The sequence below is a fragment of the Candidatus Borrarchaeum sp. genome (genome assembly GCF_019058535.1).
GTDB lineage: Archaea > Asgardarchaeota > Sifarchaeia > Borrarchaeales > Borrarchaeaceae > Borrarchaeum > Borrarchaeum weybense.
In genome coordinates this window covers 1-18,528 of sequence record NZ_JAHPYX010000151.1, presented here as the reverse complement: position 1 = coordinate 18,528, position 18,528 = coordinate 1, and the positions used below count along the sequence as shown (strand labels likewise).

Annotated in this window: 20 protein-coding genes; 15 read left to right on the top strand and 5 right to left on the bottom strand. The window is 37.6% G+C overall.

What is annotated here, in order from left to right:
- Window positions 1-106 precede the first annotated feature (106 nt).
- A complete protein-coding gene (locus QVB70_RS08985; protein WP_287585395.1) occupies window positions 107-526 on the bottom strand; it encodes a hypothetical protein in 420 nt (139 codons plus the stop codon).
- Window positions 527-1,223: 697 nt separating this feature from the next.
- Between QVB70_RS08985 and QVB70_RS08980 the strand changes: the two genes are divergently transcribed.
- The 15 genes from QVB70_RS08980 (at window position 1,224) to QVB70_RS08910 (ending at window position 14,724) form a co-directional block, all read left to right on the top strand.
- Complete coding sequence (locus tag QVB70_RS08980) at window positions 1,224-1,925, top strand: metallophosphoesterase family protein (protein ID WP_287585394.1); 702 nt, start codon at window positions 1,224-1,226, stop codon at window positions 1,923-1,925.
- 56 nt (window positions 1,926-1,981) lie between these two features.
- The gene (locus tag QVB70_RS08975) at window positions 1,982-2,533 is read left to right on the top strand and encodes a CDP-2,3-bis-(O-geranylgeranyl)-sn-glycerol synthase (RefSeq protein WP_287585393.1); all 552 of its coding nucleotides are present in this window, start codon (window positions 1,982-1,984) and stop codon (window positions 2,531-2,533) included.
- Window positions 2,534-2,549: 16 nt separating this feature from the next.
- Entirely contained in the window at window positions 2,550-3,353 is an 804-nt protein-coding gene (locus QVB70_RS08970; protein WP_287585392.1) for a hypothetical protein, read from the top strand.
- Between the two features lie 90 nt (window positions 3,354-3,443).
- Entirely contained in the window at window positions 3,444-4,724 is a 1,281-nt protein-coding gene (locus QVB70_RS08965) for a Clp1/GlmU family protein (protein WP_287585391.1), read from the top strand.
- A 150-nt stretch (window positions 4,725-4,874) separates the two neighbouring features.
- The gene (locus QVB70_RS08960; RefSeq protein WP_287585390.1) at window positions 4,875-5,681 is read left to right on the top strand and encodes an A24 family peptidase C-terminal domain-containing protein; all 807 of its coding nucleotides are present in this window, start codon (window positions 4,875-4,877) and stop codon (window positions 5,679-5,681) included.
- A 44-nt stretch (window positions 5,682-5,725) separates the two neighbouring features.
- Window positions 5,726-7,372 (top strand): type II/IV secretion system ATPase subunit, encoded by a 1,647-nt coding sequence (locus QVB70_RS08955; RefSeq protein WP_287585389.1) that lies wholly within the window; start codon window positions 5,726-5,728, stop codon window positions 7,370-7,372.
- A gap of 12 nt (window positions 7,373-7,384) precedes the next feature.
- Window positions 7,385-8,287 carry a type II secretion system F family protein gene (locus QVB70_RS08950; RefSeq protein ID WP_287585388.1) on the top strand — a complete coding sequence of 301 codons (903 nt, stop codon included), beginning with the start codon at window positions 7,385-7,387 and terminating at the stop codon, window positions 8,285-8,287.
- Window positions 8,288-8,305: 18 nt separating this feature from the next.
- Complete coding sequence (locus tag QVB70_RS08945) at window positions 8,306-9,184, top strand: type II secretion system F family protein (RefSeq protein ID WP_287585387.1); 879 nt, start codon at window positions 8,306-8,308, stop codon at window positions 9,182-9,184.
- Between the two features lie 27 nt (window positions 9,185-9,211).
- Complete coding sequence (locus QVB70_RS08940) at window positions 9,212-9,826, top strand: hypothetical protein (protein ID WP_287585386.1); 615 nt, start codon at window positions 9,212-9,214, stop codon at window positions 9,824-9,826.
- Window positions 9,827-9,844: 18 nt separating this feature from the next.
- Complete coding sequence (locus tag QVB70_RS08935) at window positions 9,845-11,119, top strand: hypothetical protein (RefSeq protein WP_287585385.1); 1,275 nt, start codon at window positions 9,845-9,847, stop codon at window positions 11,117-11,119.
- Between the two features lie 14 nt (window positions 11,120-11,133).
- Entirely contained in the window at window positions 11,134-11,598 is a 465-nt protein-coding gene (locus QVB70_RS08930) for a hypothetical protein (protein WP_287585384.1), read from the top strand.
- 9 nt (window positions 11,599-11,607) lie between these two features.
- Entirely contained in the window at window positions 11,608-12,006 is a 399-nt protein-coding gene (locus QVB70_RS08925; RefSeq protein WP_287585383.1) for a hypothetical protein, read from the top strand.
- 84 nt (window positions 12,007-12,090) lie between these two features.
- Window positions 12,091-13,002 carry a hypothetical protein gene (locus QVB70_RS08920; protein WP_287585382.1) on the top strand — a complete coding sequence of 304 codons (912 nt, stop codon included), beginning with the start codon at window positions 12,091-12,093 and terminating at the stop codon, window positions 13,000-13,002.
- A 10-nt stretch (window positions 13,003-13,012) separates the two neighbouring features.
- Complete coding sequence (locus QVB70_RS08915) at window positions 13,013-13,786, top strand: hypothetical protein (protein ID WP_287585381.1); 774 nt, start codon at window positions 13,013-13,015, stop codon at window positions 13,784-13,786.
- 17 nt (window positions 13,787-13,803) lie between these two features.
- Window positions 13,804-14,724 (top strand): hypothetical protein, encoded by a 921-nt coding sequence (locus QVB70_RS08910; RefSeq protein WP_287585380.1) that lies wholly within the window; start codon window positions 13,804-13,806, stop codon window positions 14,722-14,724.
- Window positions 14,725-15,056: 332 nt separating this feature from the next.
- Here the strand turns inward: QVB70_RS08910 and QVB70_RS08905 are convergent, their stop codons facing one another.
- The 4 genes from QVB70_RS08905 to QVB70_RS08890 all read right to left on the bottom strand — a co-directional run.
- Window positions 15,057-16,289, bottom strand: coding sequence for a glycosyltransferase (locus tag QVB70_RS08905; protein WP_287585379.1), 1,233 nt, complete (start codon window positions 16,287-16,289; stop codon window positions 15,057-15,059).
- Between the two features lie 45 nt (window positions 16,290-16,334).
- The gene (locus tag QVB70_RS08900) at window positions 16,335-16,940 is read right to left on the bottom strand and encodes a TIGR00296 family protein (RefSeq protein WP_287585378.1); all 606 of its coding nucleotides are present in this window, start codon (window positions 16,938-16,940) and stop codon (window positions 16,335-16,337) included.
- 47 nt (window positions 16,941-16,987) lie between these two features.
- The gene (locus QVB70_RS08895) at window positions 16,988-17,470 is read right to left on the bottom strand and encodes a Mut7-C RNAse domain-containing protein (protein WP_287585377.1); all 483 of its coding nucleotides are present in this window, start codon (window positions 17,468-17,470) and stop codon (window positions 16,988-16,990) included.
- Window positions 17,451-18,528 (bottom strand): dihydroorotase family protein (locus QVB70_RS08890; protein ID WP_287585376.1); only part of this gene is annotated, 1,078 nt, incomplete at its 5' end. The genes QVB70_RS08890 and QVB70_RS08895, both read right to left, overlap by 20 nt.

Sequence of the window (18,528 nt, the reverse complement as noted above, 5' to 3'; positions counted from 1 at the left end):
TAACTGTAGGAAAAGTGGCGAAGCGTCGCCTCCCGTGAGGGAGCGAGAACTACAATGGAAAGCTGGAAGCCCCATCCGAAAGGCTGGGGAGGATGTCACCAAAATACTATCCTTGTGGCAGTTTTGGAATCATCATATATAAAAGGCCGAAATATGCTGCAATCACTGCAATGACTCCAATAAGAAGAAGTGTCCGTGCGTAAGTTGGTTCGTAAAAATACCTTGTGCTATAGAATATGACTACAAAACCTATGAAACCCACAAACATTAACATGCCCGCAACGATACCTTCGATGATAAATTGAGAATCAAGACTTTCATAGATTAAAACAGGGACACCATATTGTGAACCTAGTGGAAGCGGCTCTTTGACAATATCGAAAAGAAGTCCCACATAGATCGTAAAAATGAATATTATCGTTATTTGAAGGAGCAAACCTGTTGGAATCTCGGATGGAAGCTGAAGTTTAGGTTTTCTGAGAATAATTTTTGGTTTTCTGATTCCTGGAATCCATCTTAGCCGCATGGAATAGCACCTGATCACATATAAAACGTTTCTTGTTTTTAACACAAGTTTGTGTTTTATATAACCTCCGCAATAAGACTTCATCCGCTAGGGTGGAGATGAATTGCGGTATATTTCTTTGTAAAGTGGTGGACACCTCCCCTTTTTGCTGGGACAAGAGCAGGTGCCCCGAACTATATTTAACGACCTGTAAAGGTCAGCTCCGCAACCGCGGGTAGGTCCTCATCGCCAATGTTGGGGCAGGCACCGGACATGATGATGGTGCAGGTCTCAGGATAGCGACCTGGGTCGTCCACCATGTCTTTCAGAGCCCGGAACTTGAGGAGCATTCCGGGGTGATTTTCAGACACTCAGCCCCGAACGTAGTTCATTTGCCTCCACTCTGAAGGAGACATCACTCAGGCTAATCTCTTACCCCTTTACAGGGACTTTTTCAAGCCCCTTCCGAAAGGGAGGGGTAGTTGACATGCTTCTTTGACTTGCACCATTTTTCTTTCGGAACTTTATAATTGTTTCTGTCATAACTTGTAAACGATGATTCCCTTATAGTCTGTTTAACAAAAAAATCTTATACTATTTTGCATTATCTCCAAAATAAGTCCTTTCTTACATATTCATTGAATTTCTGAATCTTTTTTCATGAAAGTTTAACCAGAAATTGCTCGTAGAGATTCAAGTTACACAAAAGGTAAAAACGATGAAAATAGCCATAATATCTGATATCCATTCAAATTTAGAAGCCTTTAATGCAGTACTCCGAGATATTGGGGAAGTAGAGTGTGTTTTATGTGTTGGAGATTTGGTGGGTTATGGACCAGATCCAAATAAAGTAATTGAACTTCTTAAAATATTAGGTATAAAATCTGTAATGGGAAATCACGATTACGCTACTATCACAAATTCAGCGCAAATTTTTAATGAAATTGCAGCAGAAGCAATTTATTGGAGTCATAGAACTATTACAGAAGAGAATATGAAACTACTTGCTTCTTTACCCGAGCATATGTTGGTTGAGTTCGATAATTTGTCATTATATCTTGTTCATGGAAGTCCTCGTGATCCATTAAACGAATATGTTATTCCTAATACGCCTGATGAATTGTTATTACAATTTCTAAGTCAGACTAATACAAATTGTTTAATCATGGGTCATACCCACCTTCCTTTTTATATAGACTTCAAAGAAAAAAACACAGGGATCGTATTAAATCCAGGAAGCGTCGGACAACCAAGGGACCATGATCCGCGTGCAAGTTATTGCATTATTGACTATGATGAGGATGAGAAGGTCACTGTCACGCTAAAGAGAGTAGATTATGATATTAAAAAAGTAAGTGAAAAAATCCGAAAGGCAGGTCTTCCAGAGTTTCTTGCTGAGAGATTGTTCCATGGCCGTTAGATTTGAAAATTGAACTACAGTTTCTCTATGGTTCCTAATAAACTGAGCTGAATCCCATGGCATTAGATTTGAGTCTAATAATGTTCCTACAAGCAATTTGGTTTATTCTCCCTGCATATGCTGCGAATGGGCTGCCAGTACTCTTTGGAGGCGGGCCACCAATTGATTTTGGTAAGACTCTCAATGAAAAGCGCATATTTGGAGATGGAAAAACAATTCGTGGTTTTATTGGAGGCGTTATATCTGGAACGCTTGTTGGATTAACACTCTTTTATGTTGGCCCGATATTGAATCAGTCAATTCCTGAGAGTCAGGGTCTTATAGAACTCTCATATAATCCCATAGTAGCCTTATTAATTTCCGTAGGGGCTTTAATTGGTGACCTTGTTGGATCTTTCATCAAACGACGTTTAAATCTGAAACGCGGAGCCCCTGCTCCAGTTCTTGATCAAATCACGTTTCTTGTTTTTGCCTTTTTATTCGCTTTGTTAATAATTAGACCCATTCCTCTTGAATATGTTATTTTCCTTATTCCTTTGACTTTAGGGTTACATCTTTTCACAAATTTTATAAGTTGGCTTATTGGGATCAAAAAGGTACCTTACTGACTTTCTGGGTGAAAGCATGGCTACAATTGGACTGTTAGTTTCAAATCCTAGAATCTATTATAGAATAACAAAACTTCTTAAAAATCATGATATTGGTTTTAGATCTCTTACATCCGGCGAAATCCCTCCTTCTGACCTTTTACTTTTAATAACAACAAAAAGCGAGGATTCTATGATCTTAGAGAATGTGGAAAAATTGTATATTTCTGCTGATACACCTAACAACTACATCTTAGCTCGTATCACTGCATTTCTGCATTCTCGCATCACTGCATTTGAGGAAATTGTAATTGGAGTAGATCCAGGATTTTCGTCATTTGGAATCGCAATTTTTGGTGATAGTGTGCTTATTGAAACAATCACCACTTTCAATGTCCAAGAAACTTATCAAAAACTTGTCCAAGTCACTAAGCTTTATGAAACAGACAAAAAAATCATTAAAATAGGTTCAAGCGAATCTTTTTGCCGCACACACCTACTTTCAATCTTATTACCGTATTGTTTAGAACATAAAATTCTAATTGAAGAAGTTAACGAGGAACGAACAAGTATTTCAAGTCTACCAACTGACATTGATTCTAAGGAAAAGTCAAAAGATGTAATTGCAGCCATCCATATTGCTATGCGAGAAGGTGAACCACTTCATGATTATAAACGCGAAATTAAGGAAGGCGAGATTAAACTTTTGCAGGAAAAAAGTCGACAATTAACCAACGGAAAAATAAGTATCAGCCGATACCTTGCATTACAAGTTGCTGAAGGTAAATTAAGCTTGGATGATGCATTACGTCTACATCAGAGTGAAAATTGTGCAACATGAACATCTCATAAAGAGAATTCAATAAACTTGAGTTTAATATGATATATTAGACTTTATTATAGAATTTATAGCAGAAATGGTTGGAAATGAGTGTCTATTCACAAAATAAAGAGTGGAAAAACTCTTATTGTTGAAGGTCCTGCACGAATAGTTGTAGATGAAGGTGAATTAACACTAATTGGGGCTCCAATTAGACAGGGAGATGCCATTGTTATTAAGAAATCAAGACATGTTGCTATGGAAGGGGCTACAGATTCCACACTCAAAATTTCCCTCGGTGCTAGTGCCCATGTAGATCTTCTGAATACATCATCTATTCCTCTTGAATGGAAAGAACTCGCTGAAACTCTTAACAAACATATTTTACCTTTTTGTGCTGTGTTTTTTGGAGACGTAGATACAGGTAAAACAACTTTCGTCACGTATCTTGCTAATCTTTTCTATCAATGGGGTAAGAAAACAGCGATTTTAAGCACTGATCTCGGACAAGGCTTTCCAGGACTAATTACTTTGTACCAACTTGAGACTCCAATTATTGATATGGCTGAAATAACGCCCACAGATGCGTTCTTCGTAGGTTCAACAACTCCCGACTGTTTTGAGAATAGGGTAATGATTGGAAGCGAAGCGATGCTTAAGAAAGCAGAATCGTTAGGAATTGAGGCACTTTTTGTGGATACAACGGGCTGGGTATATGGCTTTAAAGCAAGAGAATTAAAAAAATCGCTGATACAACTCATTCAGCCAGATTTACTTATAGTAGTGGAGCGAGAACGAGAATTGGAGCATCTTATAAGACCTTTTTTAAATTCAACAAAAGTCCATCGTATGCCGGTTTCACCAAAAATACGTTACAGAGATCGAACAGATAGAAAGTTTTTGAGAGAATCTATGCTTTCGAAACAATTGTCAGGCTCGGATACTATCACATTCCATTTTAAGGAAGTTAGTTTTCTTAATTCATTTCTAAATACAGGAGAGATAGTATCAGGTCCACTAAGTGAAAAAATTTGTGAAATTGTTGGGTATGTTCCTAAATATGTTGAATTATGTCAGGATGCGATTCTTATTGCAGAAGATCCCGAAACGCCACTCTCTGAAAATATGATTGAAAAGTTTCAAGAAGAATTCCCACATTTGCCAATCCAAATTATTAACGCAAAAATTATTGAAAATGTGCTTGTTGGCTTAATCGACTTACAAAATACGTTTCTTGGCTATGGTGTGATAACAAACATTGACTTCTTTAAACACCTAATAACTATCTATACACCAGTTTCTAAAGAGCATATCGCTTCCATTCAATTTGGATCCTTTAAAGTAACCCAAGACGGTCAAGAACTCTGTTGGATCCATCCATGGACTTTTTAATGTTTATCTCATAGTTATAAAAACTTCTAGGTTGTCAACAAAATTTTATAGAATATTTTCAAATACGTTGAGTTATTTAGCTCAATCCTAGAAACAGTGTTTTCCCGCAGGATTTAAAAATGTGTTTTCATACATGTGATGGGTGAGTCTTTGAACGCTCTACTTCTATGGATCCGAATTATTGCTGCATTTGGACCACTTATTTACGCCTCCATATCTGATTTACGTACACGTATGGTAGAGCATGAATTGATCTGGCTAATCATGATAATTACTGGTATAATCATTACATTTTTTGAAGCCATGGTGTTTCAAGATCTTCGTATTTTGTTAGACCTTGCAATTAATGTAGGTTTGTCCTTCGTTGTAGCGTTTCTTTTATTCTATGCTGGTCTTTTCGGAGGTGCTGATGGAAAGGCACTTATCAGTCTTTCATTTCTTTTCCCGAGAACTCCTTTACAATTTTTTAATTGGGGGTTTAGACCATTACTGCCTTTCTTTTTTCTTACTATATTTAGCAACGCATTACTTCTCACAGTATTAATACCTTTAGTGCTAGCAGTAATCAATCTTGCTGATTATTTCACTAATAAAGAATTATTTTATGGAATAGAAAATGAACCTTTATGGAAAAAAGCACTCGTTGTGTTCATAGGTTTTCGAACGAACATTCCACCACCTCAGCACGTATATCCCTTATTAGAACTTGTAGAAGTGAAAGGAATTCTAACACCGCAATTAAAACTATTCGATAAAATTTCCACAGAATCCGAAGAAGTCGATGGTAAGAACTTACAAACGATAAAAGAGTTTTTATACGAGAATGCAGAACCCAAAATAGAGAAGTTGTGGGTGAGCCCAGGTATACCTTTCATAATCCCAATAACACTTGGTCTCCTTACAGCACTTATAGTTGGTGATTTACTACTCTTAATAATAAGTTTATTGATAGTTTAATAAGAAAATCAGCCCTCTCTTAAGTATTAATGGAGTTGAAAGCCATGGGGAGAGACCCAGTTGTAGAAGAAAAAGATATGGATAAAGCAAAGGAGAAAGATCTCCCCACAGATTTCGTCCTTCCAGAGGATATGGAATTTAAAGACATTGCCGCAGAATTTTCAGATCCGTCTTCTGAGGCTGCGCCAATTACACCAGAAACCATACCACAACTTGAAGAAACCTACCCTCTTATCCCGCCTTTTGCATATACACTCATACAAACGGATCCGGATACAAAGCAAACGCGTTACATGGTTGTAGAGGTTCCATTATCAGAAGAAGAGACTACGACCTTCAACATGATTCGCGAAATCTTAACAGAAGAACTTGAACTTGATTTTTCCTTACTTAGAGACAGAGAAAAGACAGATGAATATCTCAAGCAAACTATAATGCGAATCATAAGAGATTACGCGATAAAACTTGATGAACGAAGTCTTGATAAAATTGTATATTACATTACACGAGATTATATTGGATTTGGAACACTTGAGCCACTTCTTCGCGATCATATGATAGAGGACATATCCTGCGATGGTGTAGGAGTTCCTATCTACATATGGCATCGTAAATACGATTCAATTCCAACAAATATTCTATATGACGAAGATAAAGATGTAGATAGTGTTGTTATAAAAATGGCGCAACGCGCAGGTCGCCACATATCTATTGCTAGTCCACTTCTAGATGCGTCCCTTCCTGATGGATCCCGAGTTCAATTGACACTAGGAAGAGAAGTAACTCAAAATGGATCTACTTTTACTATAAGAAAATTTAGGGCCGATCCATTAACAATTACTGATCTCGTCATGTTTAATACATTAAGTGTGGAAATGGCAGCATATCTTTGGTTCTGTATCGAAAACAGACATTCGGCACTCATTGCAGGAGGCATCGCTTCTGGCAAGACCACACTTCTCAATTCGCTATCTATGTTTATTCTCCCTGACCTTAAGATCATCTCAATAGAAGATACAGCTGAATTAAATATTCCACATGAAAATTGGATACCATCTGTTGCTAGAACAGGTTTTGGCGCTGAAAAAGCTGGACGAAAGCGTGGTCAGATCACGTTATTCGACTTATTAAAAGCCGCACTTCGTCAAAGACCGGATTACATCCTAGTAGGAGAAATCAGAGGAGCGGAAGCCTATAGTCTGTTCCAAGCTATGGCAACAGGTCATCTTGGAATGGCAACAATTCATGGTGATTCAGTAACTTCTGTTATGCATCGTTTAACCTCAGAACCTATGAATATTCCCAGAGCCCTACTTGCTTCACTAGACATTGTTGTAGTTCAAAGAAAAATTCGTTATGGCGGGAAATCTATAAGGCGTAGTATCGCCCTCCAAGAAATGATAGGATTGGATCCTGTCACAAGGGAACTTTTAACGAACAGGGCATTTGTTTGGAATGCACAGGACGATTCTCACCAATACCTTGGCCGAAGCGTTATCCTTGAAAAAATTATGGATGCTATAGGTGTGTCCGAAAGAGATATATGGGACGAAATCGAGAGACGCAAGATAGTACTCCGATGGATGGTAAAAAATCGAATTAGATATTATGAAGACGTTGCAAACGTAATTCGTGAATATGTGGCCGCTCCTGAAGAAACCTATGAAAAAGCCAGGAGAGGTCTAACGTAGGAGTCGTTAAATATGAGTAAACAATTAAAGAAAATCGCCTACCTACAATTTGGTAAATTAGTAGAACCATATCTTAACAGATTTCAAAACCTTGGTGCAGCTTTAAAAAGAGCAAGTATTGAAATTAGCCTTCGAACTTACCTTAGTATGGCTCTTTTTTCATCATTAATTGCACTTATTGTAGGATTTATTGTACCGTTTGTAGTTTTATGGGCTTTTTTGGGTCTATTTACAGTCTTATGGTTAACATTTTGGCAGTCTTACATTGTCCCAATTATACTTGCGATAGCCTCTGCGATTATCACTTTTCTAGGCTTTTACGCTTACCCATTTCTCATGGCTTCTGGCCGTAAGAAAACACTTGATTCAATTCTACCTGCTGCTGCCAGTTATATGGCGGCCATGGCAAGTGCAGGTGTTCCCCCGGATAAAATATTCATCTCTCTCTCATCAAGTGATGTAGAAATGGCTCTATCTGAAGAAGCAAGAACAATCTCGCGAGATCTAGAGATCTTTGGATACGATATTCTTAAAACGCTACAAGAAGCTTCTAAACGTTCACCTTCCCGAAAATTTGCGACGTTTTTGGAAGGCATGATCGCCACGATTACATCAGGAGGCGACCTGACTAGATATCTTGCAACTGAAACAAAGACTTTAATGCGTGATAAAGAAGTTGAAACAAGAGAGTATATTGAGTCATTGGGAATCTTCGCAGAACTGTATCTGACTGCAGCGGTCGTGGGTCCCTTGTTCTTTGTGATCATGTTCTCTATATTAGGGGCACTAGGTGGAGGCGCAGTAGGATTTGGACTTCCACCAACTGTATTGTTGTCTTTACTGGTGTATGTATTAATCCCCGTCTTTGAAGCTTTCTTTATTATTTTAATAGACTCTACACAACCAGCTGAATGAAATAGGAGTGAGTTAATAATGCCAAAAGTTTCACAAGAACGAATAAAGTACTTATGGACAATTTCGTCCATTATAGGAATCCTAATAATTGCTGTAGGAATCATTTTGCCGCTATTAGGTCTTTATATTCGGTTAATACTATTGTTTACTGCTATAATGACCCCAACAGACTTCTTCATCTTGGGTTTGCTAGTTATTATCACTCCCCCAGCATCAGCATATTTCGTAGATCAAAGATGGAGGAATGGAATCGATAATAACCTTCCACAATTGCTAAGAGATATTTCAGATGCTCAAAGAACTGGATTATCTTTGCCCAGAGCTATCTTAGAGTCTTCTAAAAGAGAATATGGTCCCTTGACTACTGAATTAAAAAAGATGGCCGCGAAGATTTCGTGGGGAGTTTCCTTTAGAGAAGCGATGCAAGCTTTATCTGAGACCGCGGACACACCCCTGGTTCGAAGGGCATCTGTTCTAATTCTAGAAGCGGAGCGATTTGGAGGCGCTGCTGAGGATGTATTCGAATCAGCACACACCCATGTCGTTGAGTTATTAACGATTCGTAAGGAACGCGCAGGGCAGATCAGACCTTACATCTTCATCATATACGCTGCTTTCTTAGTTTTCTTGTTCGTTTGTATCGTTTTAATTACTACCTTTTTCGGTCCGATGGCTACTCAAGCAGGTGCAGGTCTATTTGCTCTAGCCATTGACATAGACTACATGAATACTCTTTTCTTACATATGTTAGTTGTAGAAGGATTTTTCGGTGGTCTTGTGGCTGGAAAAATGGGTGAAGCAGAATTACGCGCTGGATTAAAGCATAGCGTATTGTTGGTTGCTTTAGGGTGGATAATCTTCCGCGCGGTAATAATACTGGGCATTAGCCTCGTTTAAACATTCTTACTTGGAGGCAACATTTGAATGACTAAAATCGGCGAAGAGTTGCAAAGCCTTAACGAAAAGATTGAAGAAATAAGTCAGAAAATGCAGAAAATTGGGTTCCTCATTGTTCAGTTAATTAACCGTCTTCCAGAAGAAGAAGAAAAAGTTACAAATAGTACAGAAGCAACAGATATTACTTCGCTCGAATCATTAGTTGCTCAAACTTTGACAAAAGCACTTGAAGGACAACTTCCAAGAATAATAAAAAACGAATTACGTTCTCAAATTGAAGGTAATGAAAAAATTAATGCAATTTATGATGAAATCAAGAGATCTCCTCGAATGGATTCATCAATTATTAATGAACTTAAAGAGAAAGTCTTTCCCCTCTTGACAGAAATGAAAACTGGTGATAGTGAAAATATCCAAAAAATAGAACAATACATGCTTAGCATCCGAAATGAACTCGAAAAACTAACTAGCGGGAAAATTAAAGAAGCTGAAGAAGTTATGAATCGATCTACAGCTTTGTTGGAAAAAGGATTGGCTCTCGTAGAGCTTGAATCTTTACTTAGAGAAATCAAGAGTTATCTTGAGGAACTTGTAATGGGTAACAAAGTGATCAAAGATTTAGATATCAATTCAAAGTTATAATTCGGAGGAACGGTGTTATTGAGTTTAAGTCGATTTAAATCTATCATATGGAGATTTTTCAAAGATAAAGTAGGACAGATGCAAGCAGTTGATTTTGCTATCGCTCTATCAATTTTTCTTATTGCTTTTTCTCAGGTATTGGGAATGGCAATAAATTCTACAACTGCTATCACTGAACAAACAACTCAAGACCATGTTTATATCGCAGGCAGCACTCTCTCAAATTATATATTAACCAATGATGGTGGATTCGATTGGGATGATACAAGTAGTAGTAATTTAGAGCATGCAAATGGATATGCATTAGGCTTAGCGAATGAAACAGATTCTCCAGCCTATACCCTTCACCCTAATGCTTTAGCACGACTAGATCCAGAATCCAAGTATTATCTTCCAATTATCGATGAAACGCAATATGGAATACAAGATCCTTATTATGACTCAGCATATCATGAGTACATTCACCCTACTGATGACTTTAACGCTCATAGCGCTTTAAATATTCCCTATGGAGAACGATTTTACTTTGGCCTTCACTCTCTCATAAGACTCAATCTAAATTATACGTTGGATCCCCTCACAGACCAATTAACTTTAACTACATGGGTTACTGATAATGGACAAAATCTGACTAATTCGAAGGTTAGCAACATCAGACACTATCTCATAGATTCACAAGGGAGTGTTAGAATAAGTAGAAGTTCTTCGGATGCTGTGATAACAGATACCATTGATCTTACTGGACGACCTTATGGTTATTATGCTTATGTGGGACGAGTAGAAACAACAGGTGGTAATTTTGACTTTCGTTACACCATTATTGATTTTAATGCCGACACTATCGATTATAGCACCCTTAAAGTTAATACTACATTACTTGAAAGGAGTTCACGTGACGGAGAACTCCATTTATGGTGGGATGGCGAATCTGGCGATATTCATGCGAACTATACAGTGATTCGTCCAGATGGTAGCACTGCAGAGTCTAGTCTCCATGTTAACAACCATTCGATGTACGAGGATTTGGATTCCTTAGGTGCGAATAATCCTGTTATGGTAGTTGTCCGAGCCTACGATGACAATCAAAATCATGCAGTGACATTTACAGCTCTCCCATTACTATTTGATAGTGATGTACGTCCTACACATCAATCGGACCTTACCCATGAATATATCCGTTCAATTTACGGCATTTCTCCTACAGAAGGCGCAGTTTATACTGAGTATATCCATAAATATGTTTCTGTCAGAGGAATGGTTTTTGAAGCTACTGTATGCTATTGGAGACGTTAATGAGAGGGTAAAGAATGAGAATGAAATTTCTAATTCGCGGAAAGAAGGGTCAGATTCATACTCTTGAGGCAATAGTAGCTGTTGTAATTATGATCATTTTTGCGTTCTCAGTATTTCAGTTCTATTCTGTTCAAGCCTATGAGTCACAATCAGTAGAGGATCTCAAGGAGCGAGGAAGAAGCGCTTTAACCGCTTTGGATGCTTCAGGAAAGTTAAAGGATTGGGTTGCCTTTGACGATGGAGATGATGATGACAATCTTAAAGCAGCATTACAAGAGATGCTACCCTCTGACACAGGATTTAACCTAGCTGTGTTTAGAGATAGTTTGGATGGCACACTTGTAGATTCTGTAAACTATGGAGAATCACCGCCTCCAGATAAACCGATTGCCACTGTAAATTATGTGGTATGTATAGGTTACACAGGTGATATTGATGATGATGTACGATACATAAAATTTCAGCTTTGGTATATTTGAGGAATAATGATGAGAAGGTTTCGCCGATCTTCAAAAGGACAAATCCTATTATTGTCTGCTATCATAGTTTGCATTCTTCTGTTCGCAGTTGGAGGCTTTCTTGCAGACGCTTCCACGAAGAGACCTCCAAGGGAAACAGAGGATATATACTTTGTATTTGCAAACATAAAAGCAGAAACCGAACAAGCTGGAGAACGTGCTTTACGTGATGATTCTGAATCTTATTTGAGCGATTGGACCGAGAGAGTAAATGCTTATATCGAAGAATTAGGCTACAGTGGATTTTTAAGTTATGAAGATTGGACAAGAACCGCGGAAGAATGGTCCGTAGATTTTGTCTTTATTATGCAGTCTACAGATACGATCTTACAAGATAGATTCACTGCCAGTGTTCCCCCTGGCGGTTAAATACACATAATTAAAACATGCTTTATCCAAATGATACAAATACAATTGAATGCATCGAAGAAATGATTCCACGAGAGGATATCAATGAAAAAATTCCTGAAAAGTAAAAAAGGAGTAAGTCCCGTCATTTCGACGATATTAATCTTCAGTATATTAATGACAGGAGTCATTCTCACCTATAGTTGGGGGCTTCCTCTTGTTCTTGTCTTTCAGGATAAATCAGAAGTAAATGATGTAGAAAATCAGTTTTATGAACTTGATCGAAATATCAAAATCGTGACACATGAAGGCGATGGTGCTACAAGATCTACTCAATTTGAATTCAAAAAAGGTTTACTGAACTACACGAGTAGTAGTAATTTCAGTCTTATCGTGGTATCTGGTGATTCTCCCGATTTTGCAGATCCAGATGCTATAATCAGAGGTCTTGATGATTCTGGTATACCTGATCTTGGAAGAATGTCTTATGTTGTGCAGAGTTCAATGGACGATCTTGCGATAAATTCTAGCACTGCTTTGACTGGAGCGGTAGATGCGTATCCAATTTTAAATGTGACGGAAGGAGCACGCGATGCTGGGCTTTATCCGGCGTTTGAAGAAGCAGATCAAAATCAGGATATTAGCAGGATTGTATATACGCGACCAGAATCATCATTCTATTCTCTTTACCTGGAATACCGACCAATACTCGTAATTACTGCCCAAAAATCAGACGGGAGAATCGATTGGCTTGATGTGGAGCTACATTTAATTGAATTAGACAATGTTGGTTCTTTTCCTGAAGTTGGATCAACAAAAATAATCGTGAAACGTATAGATATCATACGCGATTCATGGTCAAGTGTTTCGACCAATATTCAAGATCAAGATCAGGTTTATCTATATGCACTTGTTGATGGAGTATACCAGCAACTCACACTCGATTTTGAAGTTACTGGAGACTTTGAATTTCGCCAACGTAGTGTAATCACACAAATACAAATTTATGATGCTTAAAAGGAGTGACGTGACAAAATTGAGACTAACTAAACGCAAAGATGCGGTTAGCCCTGTTGTAGCAACAATACTACTCACGGCAATTATGATCGGAGGTATTACAGTAGCATACTCTGTAGGCGCTCCTCTCGTCACAGATTTTCAAGATAGGTCAACCGTTAACAATGTAGTTAATGATCTTTATGTAGCCGACAGTAATATCAGAGCCACTATACACGATGGTGTAAGTGGACAAAGAGTCACACAGTTCTCACTTGATCGTGGTTCACTTCATTTTGACGAAGGCACGAATGCATCTCTAGAGATAAGAGGCGGCCCAAGTCCTGAGTATTTGACGATTGGAACAGTAGGTAGTCTAAGATATAGACTAAGGAGTTCAATGACCGAATTACCTATACAAGGTAGCCGTTCTTTTACTGGTGCTATCAGCCAGTTTGTATATACTAATGATACAGCTACGAATAGCGAAATTGCCGTAATTAATTATACAAGACCTTCATTTGGTATATACCAAATCTCTTTGGAATATAGACCAAGACTCTACATAGACGATAATACTCAGACGCTCTACATCTATACTATTCGACTAATTGATGAAGATAATAGCTTTCCCCGTGTTGGATCACCAAGAATTACTTCTACATTTGTAAATCTGACAATTGTAGAATCAAATTACAACGTAGGCTTTAACTGGGCTGTCTACGAAGGTGAAACACAAATTACTGCTCAAAGAGCTTATAATAGTATAACCGTAAAAGTATTGTATTATTATGTTGAAATCTGATATGAGGATAGATTGAAATGCCACACGAATGGGTATCAACTCTTACCGTAATGGCACTTAGTGTACTTGTTCTTTCATCGGTTACATTAACTACACAACAGTACGTATTCAATTTAGAGGATGCATTAGCAGAGGATAAACTACAAGACCTTACAGATGAGATTGCAACAAAAGTTATTTCACTCTATAACTTTGGACATAAAAGTGACGCTGACCCTTCGGATTCAAATCCTATTATTGATGTTGCTAATACTAGATTAACATTATTAGAGCGAACAATAGGCAATTCTTTTTACCGTGTAGTATTAAATAATTCTACTGGTACTGTTGAAGCCTATTTATCAAATGATCCAAGTGTTAGGGCCAGCACATCCCTTCAAGGAATCCATAAGCATGTAGATCTGAGTGGGGATGCATGGAGTGGCAATAATACCTATATTTGGTATCAAAAAAGGCTTAATCAAAAGGATTTGATTTCAATAAATAATGGAGTGTTCGAGTTCTTTCAGTTAGCATTGATAAGCTCGTTAGACGATATGTTTATTCAAAATTTAGGTTTACCAAATCCAACTAGATATGCAGGAGTAAGCATGAATATAACTAATGTTGGCACCAATGATGTTGATGTTTATTGGATTGAGCTTAGGGATTCTGATGGAAACTCGAACTATTATAATTTAGATTCAGGCGATCCTCCTTCAGTATGGTGGACTATTAATGCAGGAGAGACAGAGGAGTTTAATTTATATTTTGGCCCTTGGAGCACCCCACCAACAGGTTATCTTGAAGAACACCCCGGAAGCGATCCTACCTTTCCCAATTACTTAGACGAATACGACGAGTTAACAATTATCTTTTATTTTGATCAAGTCACATTAGCCAACCTAGCTTCAGCAGATAGCCAAGAGTTTACCGTAACACTTCCTGAAGTTCCTTAACAATAAGAGGACAAAGGAATTCAAAAAAACTATTTTTTTCTTTTTAATATCAATTAGTTCGAATGCTAATTTTCATGGATTTGTCAATAAATGAGATATCAGTTCATATGATCTCGTATTTTCTAACTTTGAACACATAGGCTTCCAGATGAGACCCTGAAGCAAAACCAGGGTGGAAAATGGACACCAAAATTGTGAGCGATGATAGTTCTATCCACTTGCATCTTATGCTTGTTTTTCTCTCCTTTGTAATACCCTCAAGAGAAGAAATCTTAATTTTTAGTAGTAGTTCACAAGACGCGTTAAATGAGGAGTTTGGCATGTATAGTGCATTACCCACTTCCGTTATAGAACGAGAAAATATATTCAATTATTGTTTGAATTGCATTGAAATTTAGTGCATGTTTTCTAATTGCGTTTGCCGTGTTCTTGAAAGAAGGAGTGTTTAGGAGTATGTTTATTGCTTTCAATAACAACTTTCTTGATAAATGTGATTGAGAAACGACCAAACCAAGACCAAGTTTTTGGATGGATTGCGCATTATCCATTTTCTCTGTGTGAGCTGGCGTTGGGATGATGATCATGGGTTTCCCGAAGTATATACACTCTGAAGTTGTATTATGTCCTCCTCTATGAATAACCAAATCGCAGATTCGATAGAGGGTGGTTCTCTTTTCTACCCAGCCATAAACTTTCACATTGTCATTAATTATTGGTTTGAAATTCTCACTTCCTACCGTCATAAAAACTTGAAATGTTTTTGGAAATGACTGAAAAATCACTTTCAGTTTTTCAGTAATAACTTTCTTCTCTCTAATTGTCCCACTTAAACCACAGTAGATAAGAGGCCGATTATCTAAATTATAAGAACTTTTAATAGCGAGATCGCTGGAATCTTCAAAGACCATCTCTGGAGTTATATCGATAATAGGACCTATGAATTCGACTCGGTTATAAAAAGAAGAATATACATGCATCTGTGATTTTGCAATCGTCAATGGATAGGGAAAGTCAGGAATATATATTTTTTGGCTTCTTCGCCATACTACACTTAGAAATGCTACAAGGCCGTATTCTAGCAACTTTTTAAGAATTTTTCTAATTTTTGAAAGCTTTGTTATGTGAGGTATTATAATCTTCAGTTGCTGCAATACTAGAAGACAAGGTCGACCAAGAAGCCATGCTGCAATAACTGTAGATAGACGAGAATCAGATATTATTACGTCTGGATTGAAACGTTTAATTAATTGTATCTCCCTGCGAATTTGTTTTAATAGAGCGTATATATGGGATATTGGTCGCGTTGTTGTTCTTACAAAATCAGGAGATCCATCTGGCAACTCACTATAAAGGATTGCCGGCCCCTCCGCTACTGGAAAATTGTGTGCCTTGACAAATTGTACCGCGTCCCCATTTGTTGAAAAAAAGCAAGAAGCCCCAATATCGCGCAATTTCTTAGCTAAAGTAATTAGACGAGCCGTATGACCTAGTCCAATACCACATGGTGCAAGATAGATTAACGGTCGCCTAGTTGATTTATGTTCGGATGCTTTCATGGTTACCATCGCAAGGAGACCCCTCAACTTGTTGGGGGTGATTGACGGTTATCTCTATTTTAGAGTTCTTTTAACGACTTGGCCTTCTGGCTCGGTTTCCTCAAACAACTCTGCCTGAAATTTGGAAATCTCAACATCCTTATCACAAACCCACTGGTCTGGAGGTAACCCCGCTTTAACACAACATTGTGAAAGAAATTGTTCCTTATCCCAGTCCCAGTCTACTGCAACTTGTGGCAATAGCAGTCCTGAGAAGAAATCCTTTCTGACTATTAATCCGTCTTTTCCCACTTCAATGTAATTAGGATATTCTTTTGGATCTTTTACTTCGATTTTTTCTGGAGGTGTTAAAATTGTGACTTCAATAAGAAGTTGATTCAGTTCTTGAAGAGTTACTGGGGGAAATCGGGGATCTCTAGTAGCGGCATTTATCGCTGCGCCTATTGTAGCCCTTATTAAGGGAAAAACTGGCTCTGGATATCCTATACATCCCCTAAGATTGCCTTCTAAAGTATGAAGTGATGTAAAAACACCACATTTTTGGTTTAACTTTTCGGGGGCATCTTTAGGAGGCTTAATTTCTTTACCAGTTTCAATATATGTCTCCATAGAATTCCTAGCCAATTTTATAAGATATTCTCCATCTTGGAGATCAAACATTTCTAACTCACCTTCATCTTGCTTACATCATTATGAAACCTTTTGTTTTAAATAGATGAGCCGATCTCTGCAATTATCTTCCTCATTGATTTGTAGTGCTTTCCCATCCAGTAGATCTTCCCACAATGAATACATTGCCAAAATTGATCATATTTTTTGAACGTCGGAGTCGGGATTTTAGATTTAATATTTTCTTTTTCAGCGGAGGTTATCTTTCCATTACAAAGGGGACATCTTGAACTGGAGGGGTCTATATCAAATTGTATATTAAAAGTCTTTGAAAGGAATGCTAATACTTCACTATTAGAACGTACAGGAATCAGTATTGAGTGTAACTCTTCTCTTATTGCCTGCTGATGTAATCTCTTATCTCTTGTAAGTAAGAATCTGTTTTCGCTACGAGTTCTCTCTAACAACTCTTCGTCAGATACAATTTTAAAATAGAGCGTATCGTATCCAATAAGTCTTAACCACCGTGCCAAACGTCCGAGCATTGAATCTACAACGAATTTAGGGGACAATTTTTCCAACTTTTGCACTCTCTTGTATTTGCTTATCCTGCATGACTATTTGCCCATTTACTATTGTCATTGAGGGAATAGCACGGATCTCATGTCCCTTAAATGGAGAAAATTTCGCCTTAGAGTAAAAATCATCTGGATTTATTTTCTTTCTGATCTTTGTGTTTATTATGGTTAGATTTGCGATGTATCCCTCTTCAATTTTTCCGGTGTTACCAAGATTAAATATCTGTGCAGGTCTTTCCGATGTGAGCATAACAAAGCGATCTAGTGAAAGACGGTCATTTAGTACTTCAGTCATCATTATTGGTACTAATGTTTCCACTCCTGGTATGCCTGAGGGTGCTTCTGAAAATGACTTAGACTTCTCGACAAGAGAATGGGGTGCATGATCACTCGCTAAAATATCGATTTCACCATTTTTTAGCCCTTCCCATAACCCATCCACCTCTGTTTGTGAACGGAGTGGAGGGAGCATTTTTCCCCAACTTTTCCATTTGAATATATCATCTTCAGAAAGCAATAAATGATGTGGTAATACTTCGCAAGTAATATGTGGATTTAATCCCCGTTCTTCCTTAATTGTTTCTAAACTTTGTTTCGTAGTTATATGGCAAATATGCAATTTGTTTTTAGATACTAATGAGAGATTGCAAAATCTTTTTATTGATTCTATTTCGGATTGTGTGTCGTGAGTTCTTAAAAAGTCACTAATCTGTTCTTTTTCATCAATAAGAAGCGATATTTGCTTCTGATCCCCTTTGAATGTATCAGGATGAATGCATATAGGAAGATTATATGATGAAACCACTTTAAGAAATTCCAAGAGCACATTATCATCATTTAAATCTACTGAAGAAATAGGCATATGGGGATATATTTTAAATCCAACAGTCTTTTCCCTGACTAGATTTTCTATATCATCTATTGATTCAGGTAGTCCTGAAAAAAATCCAACATTGGTAAAAATATTGTCTTTGGCCTGTTGTTTTTTCTCTTGTAATCGTATAGCATTGATTGTTGGTGGCTTAGTATTTGGCATATCTAGGACGGTGGTCACTCCGCCC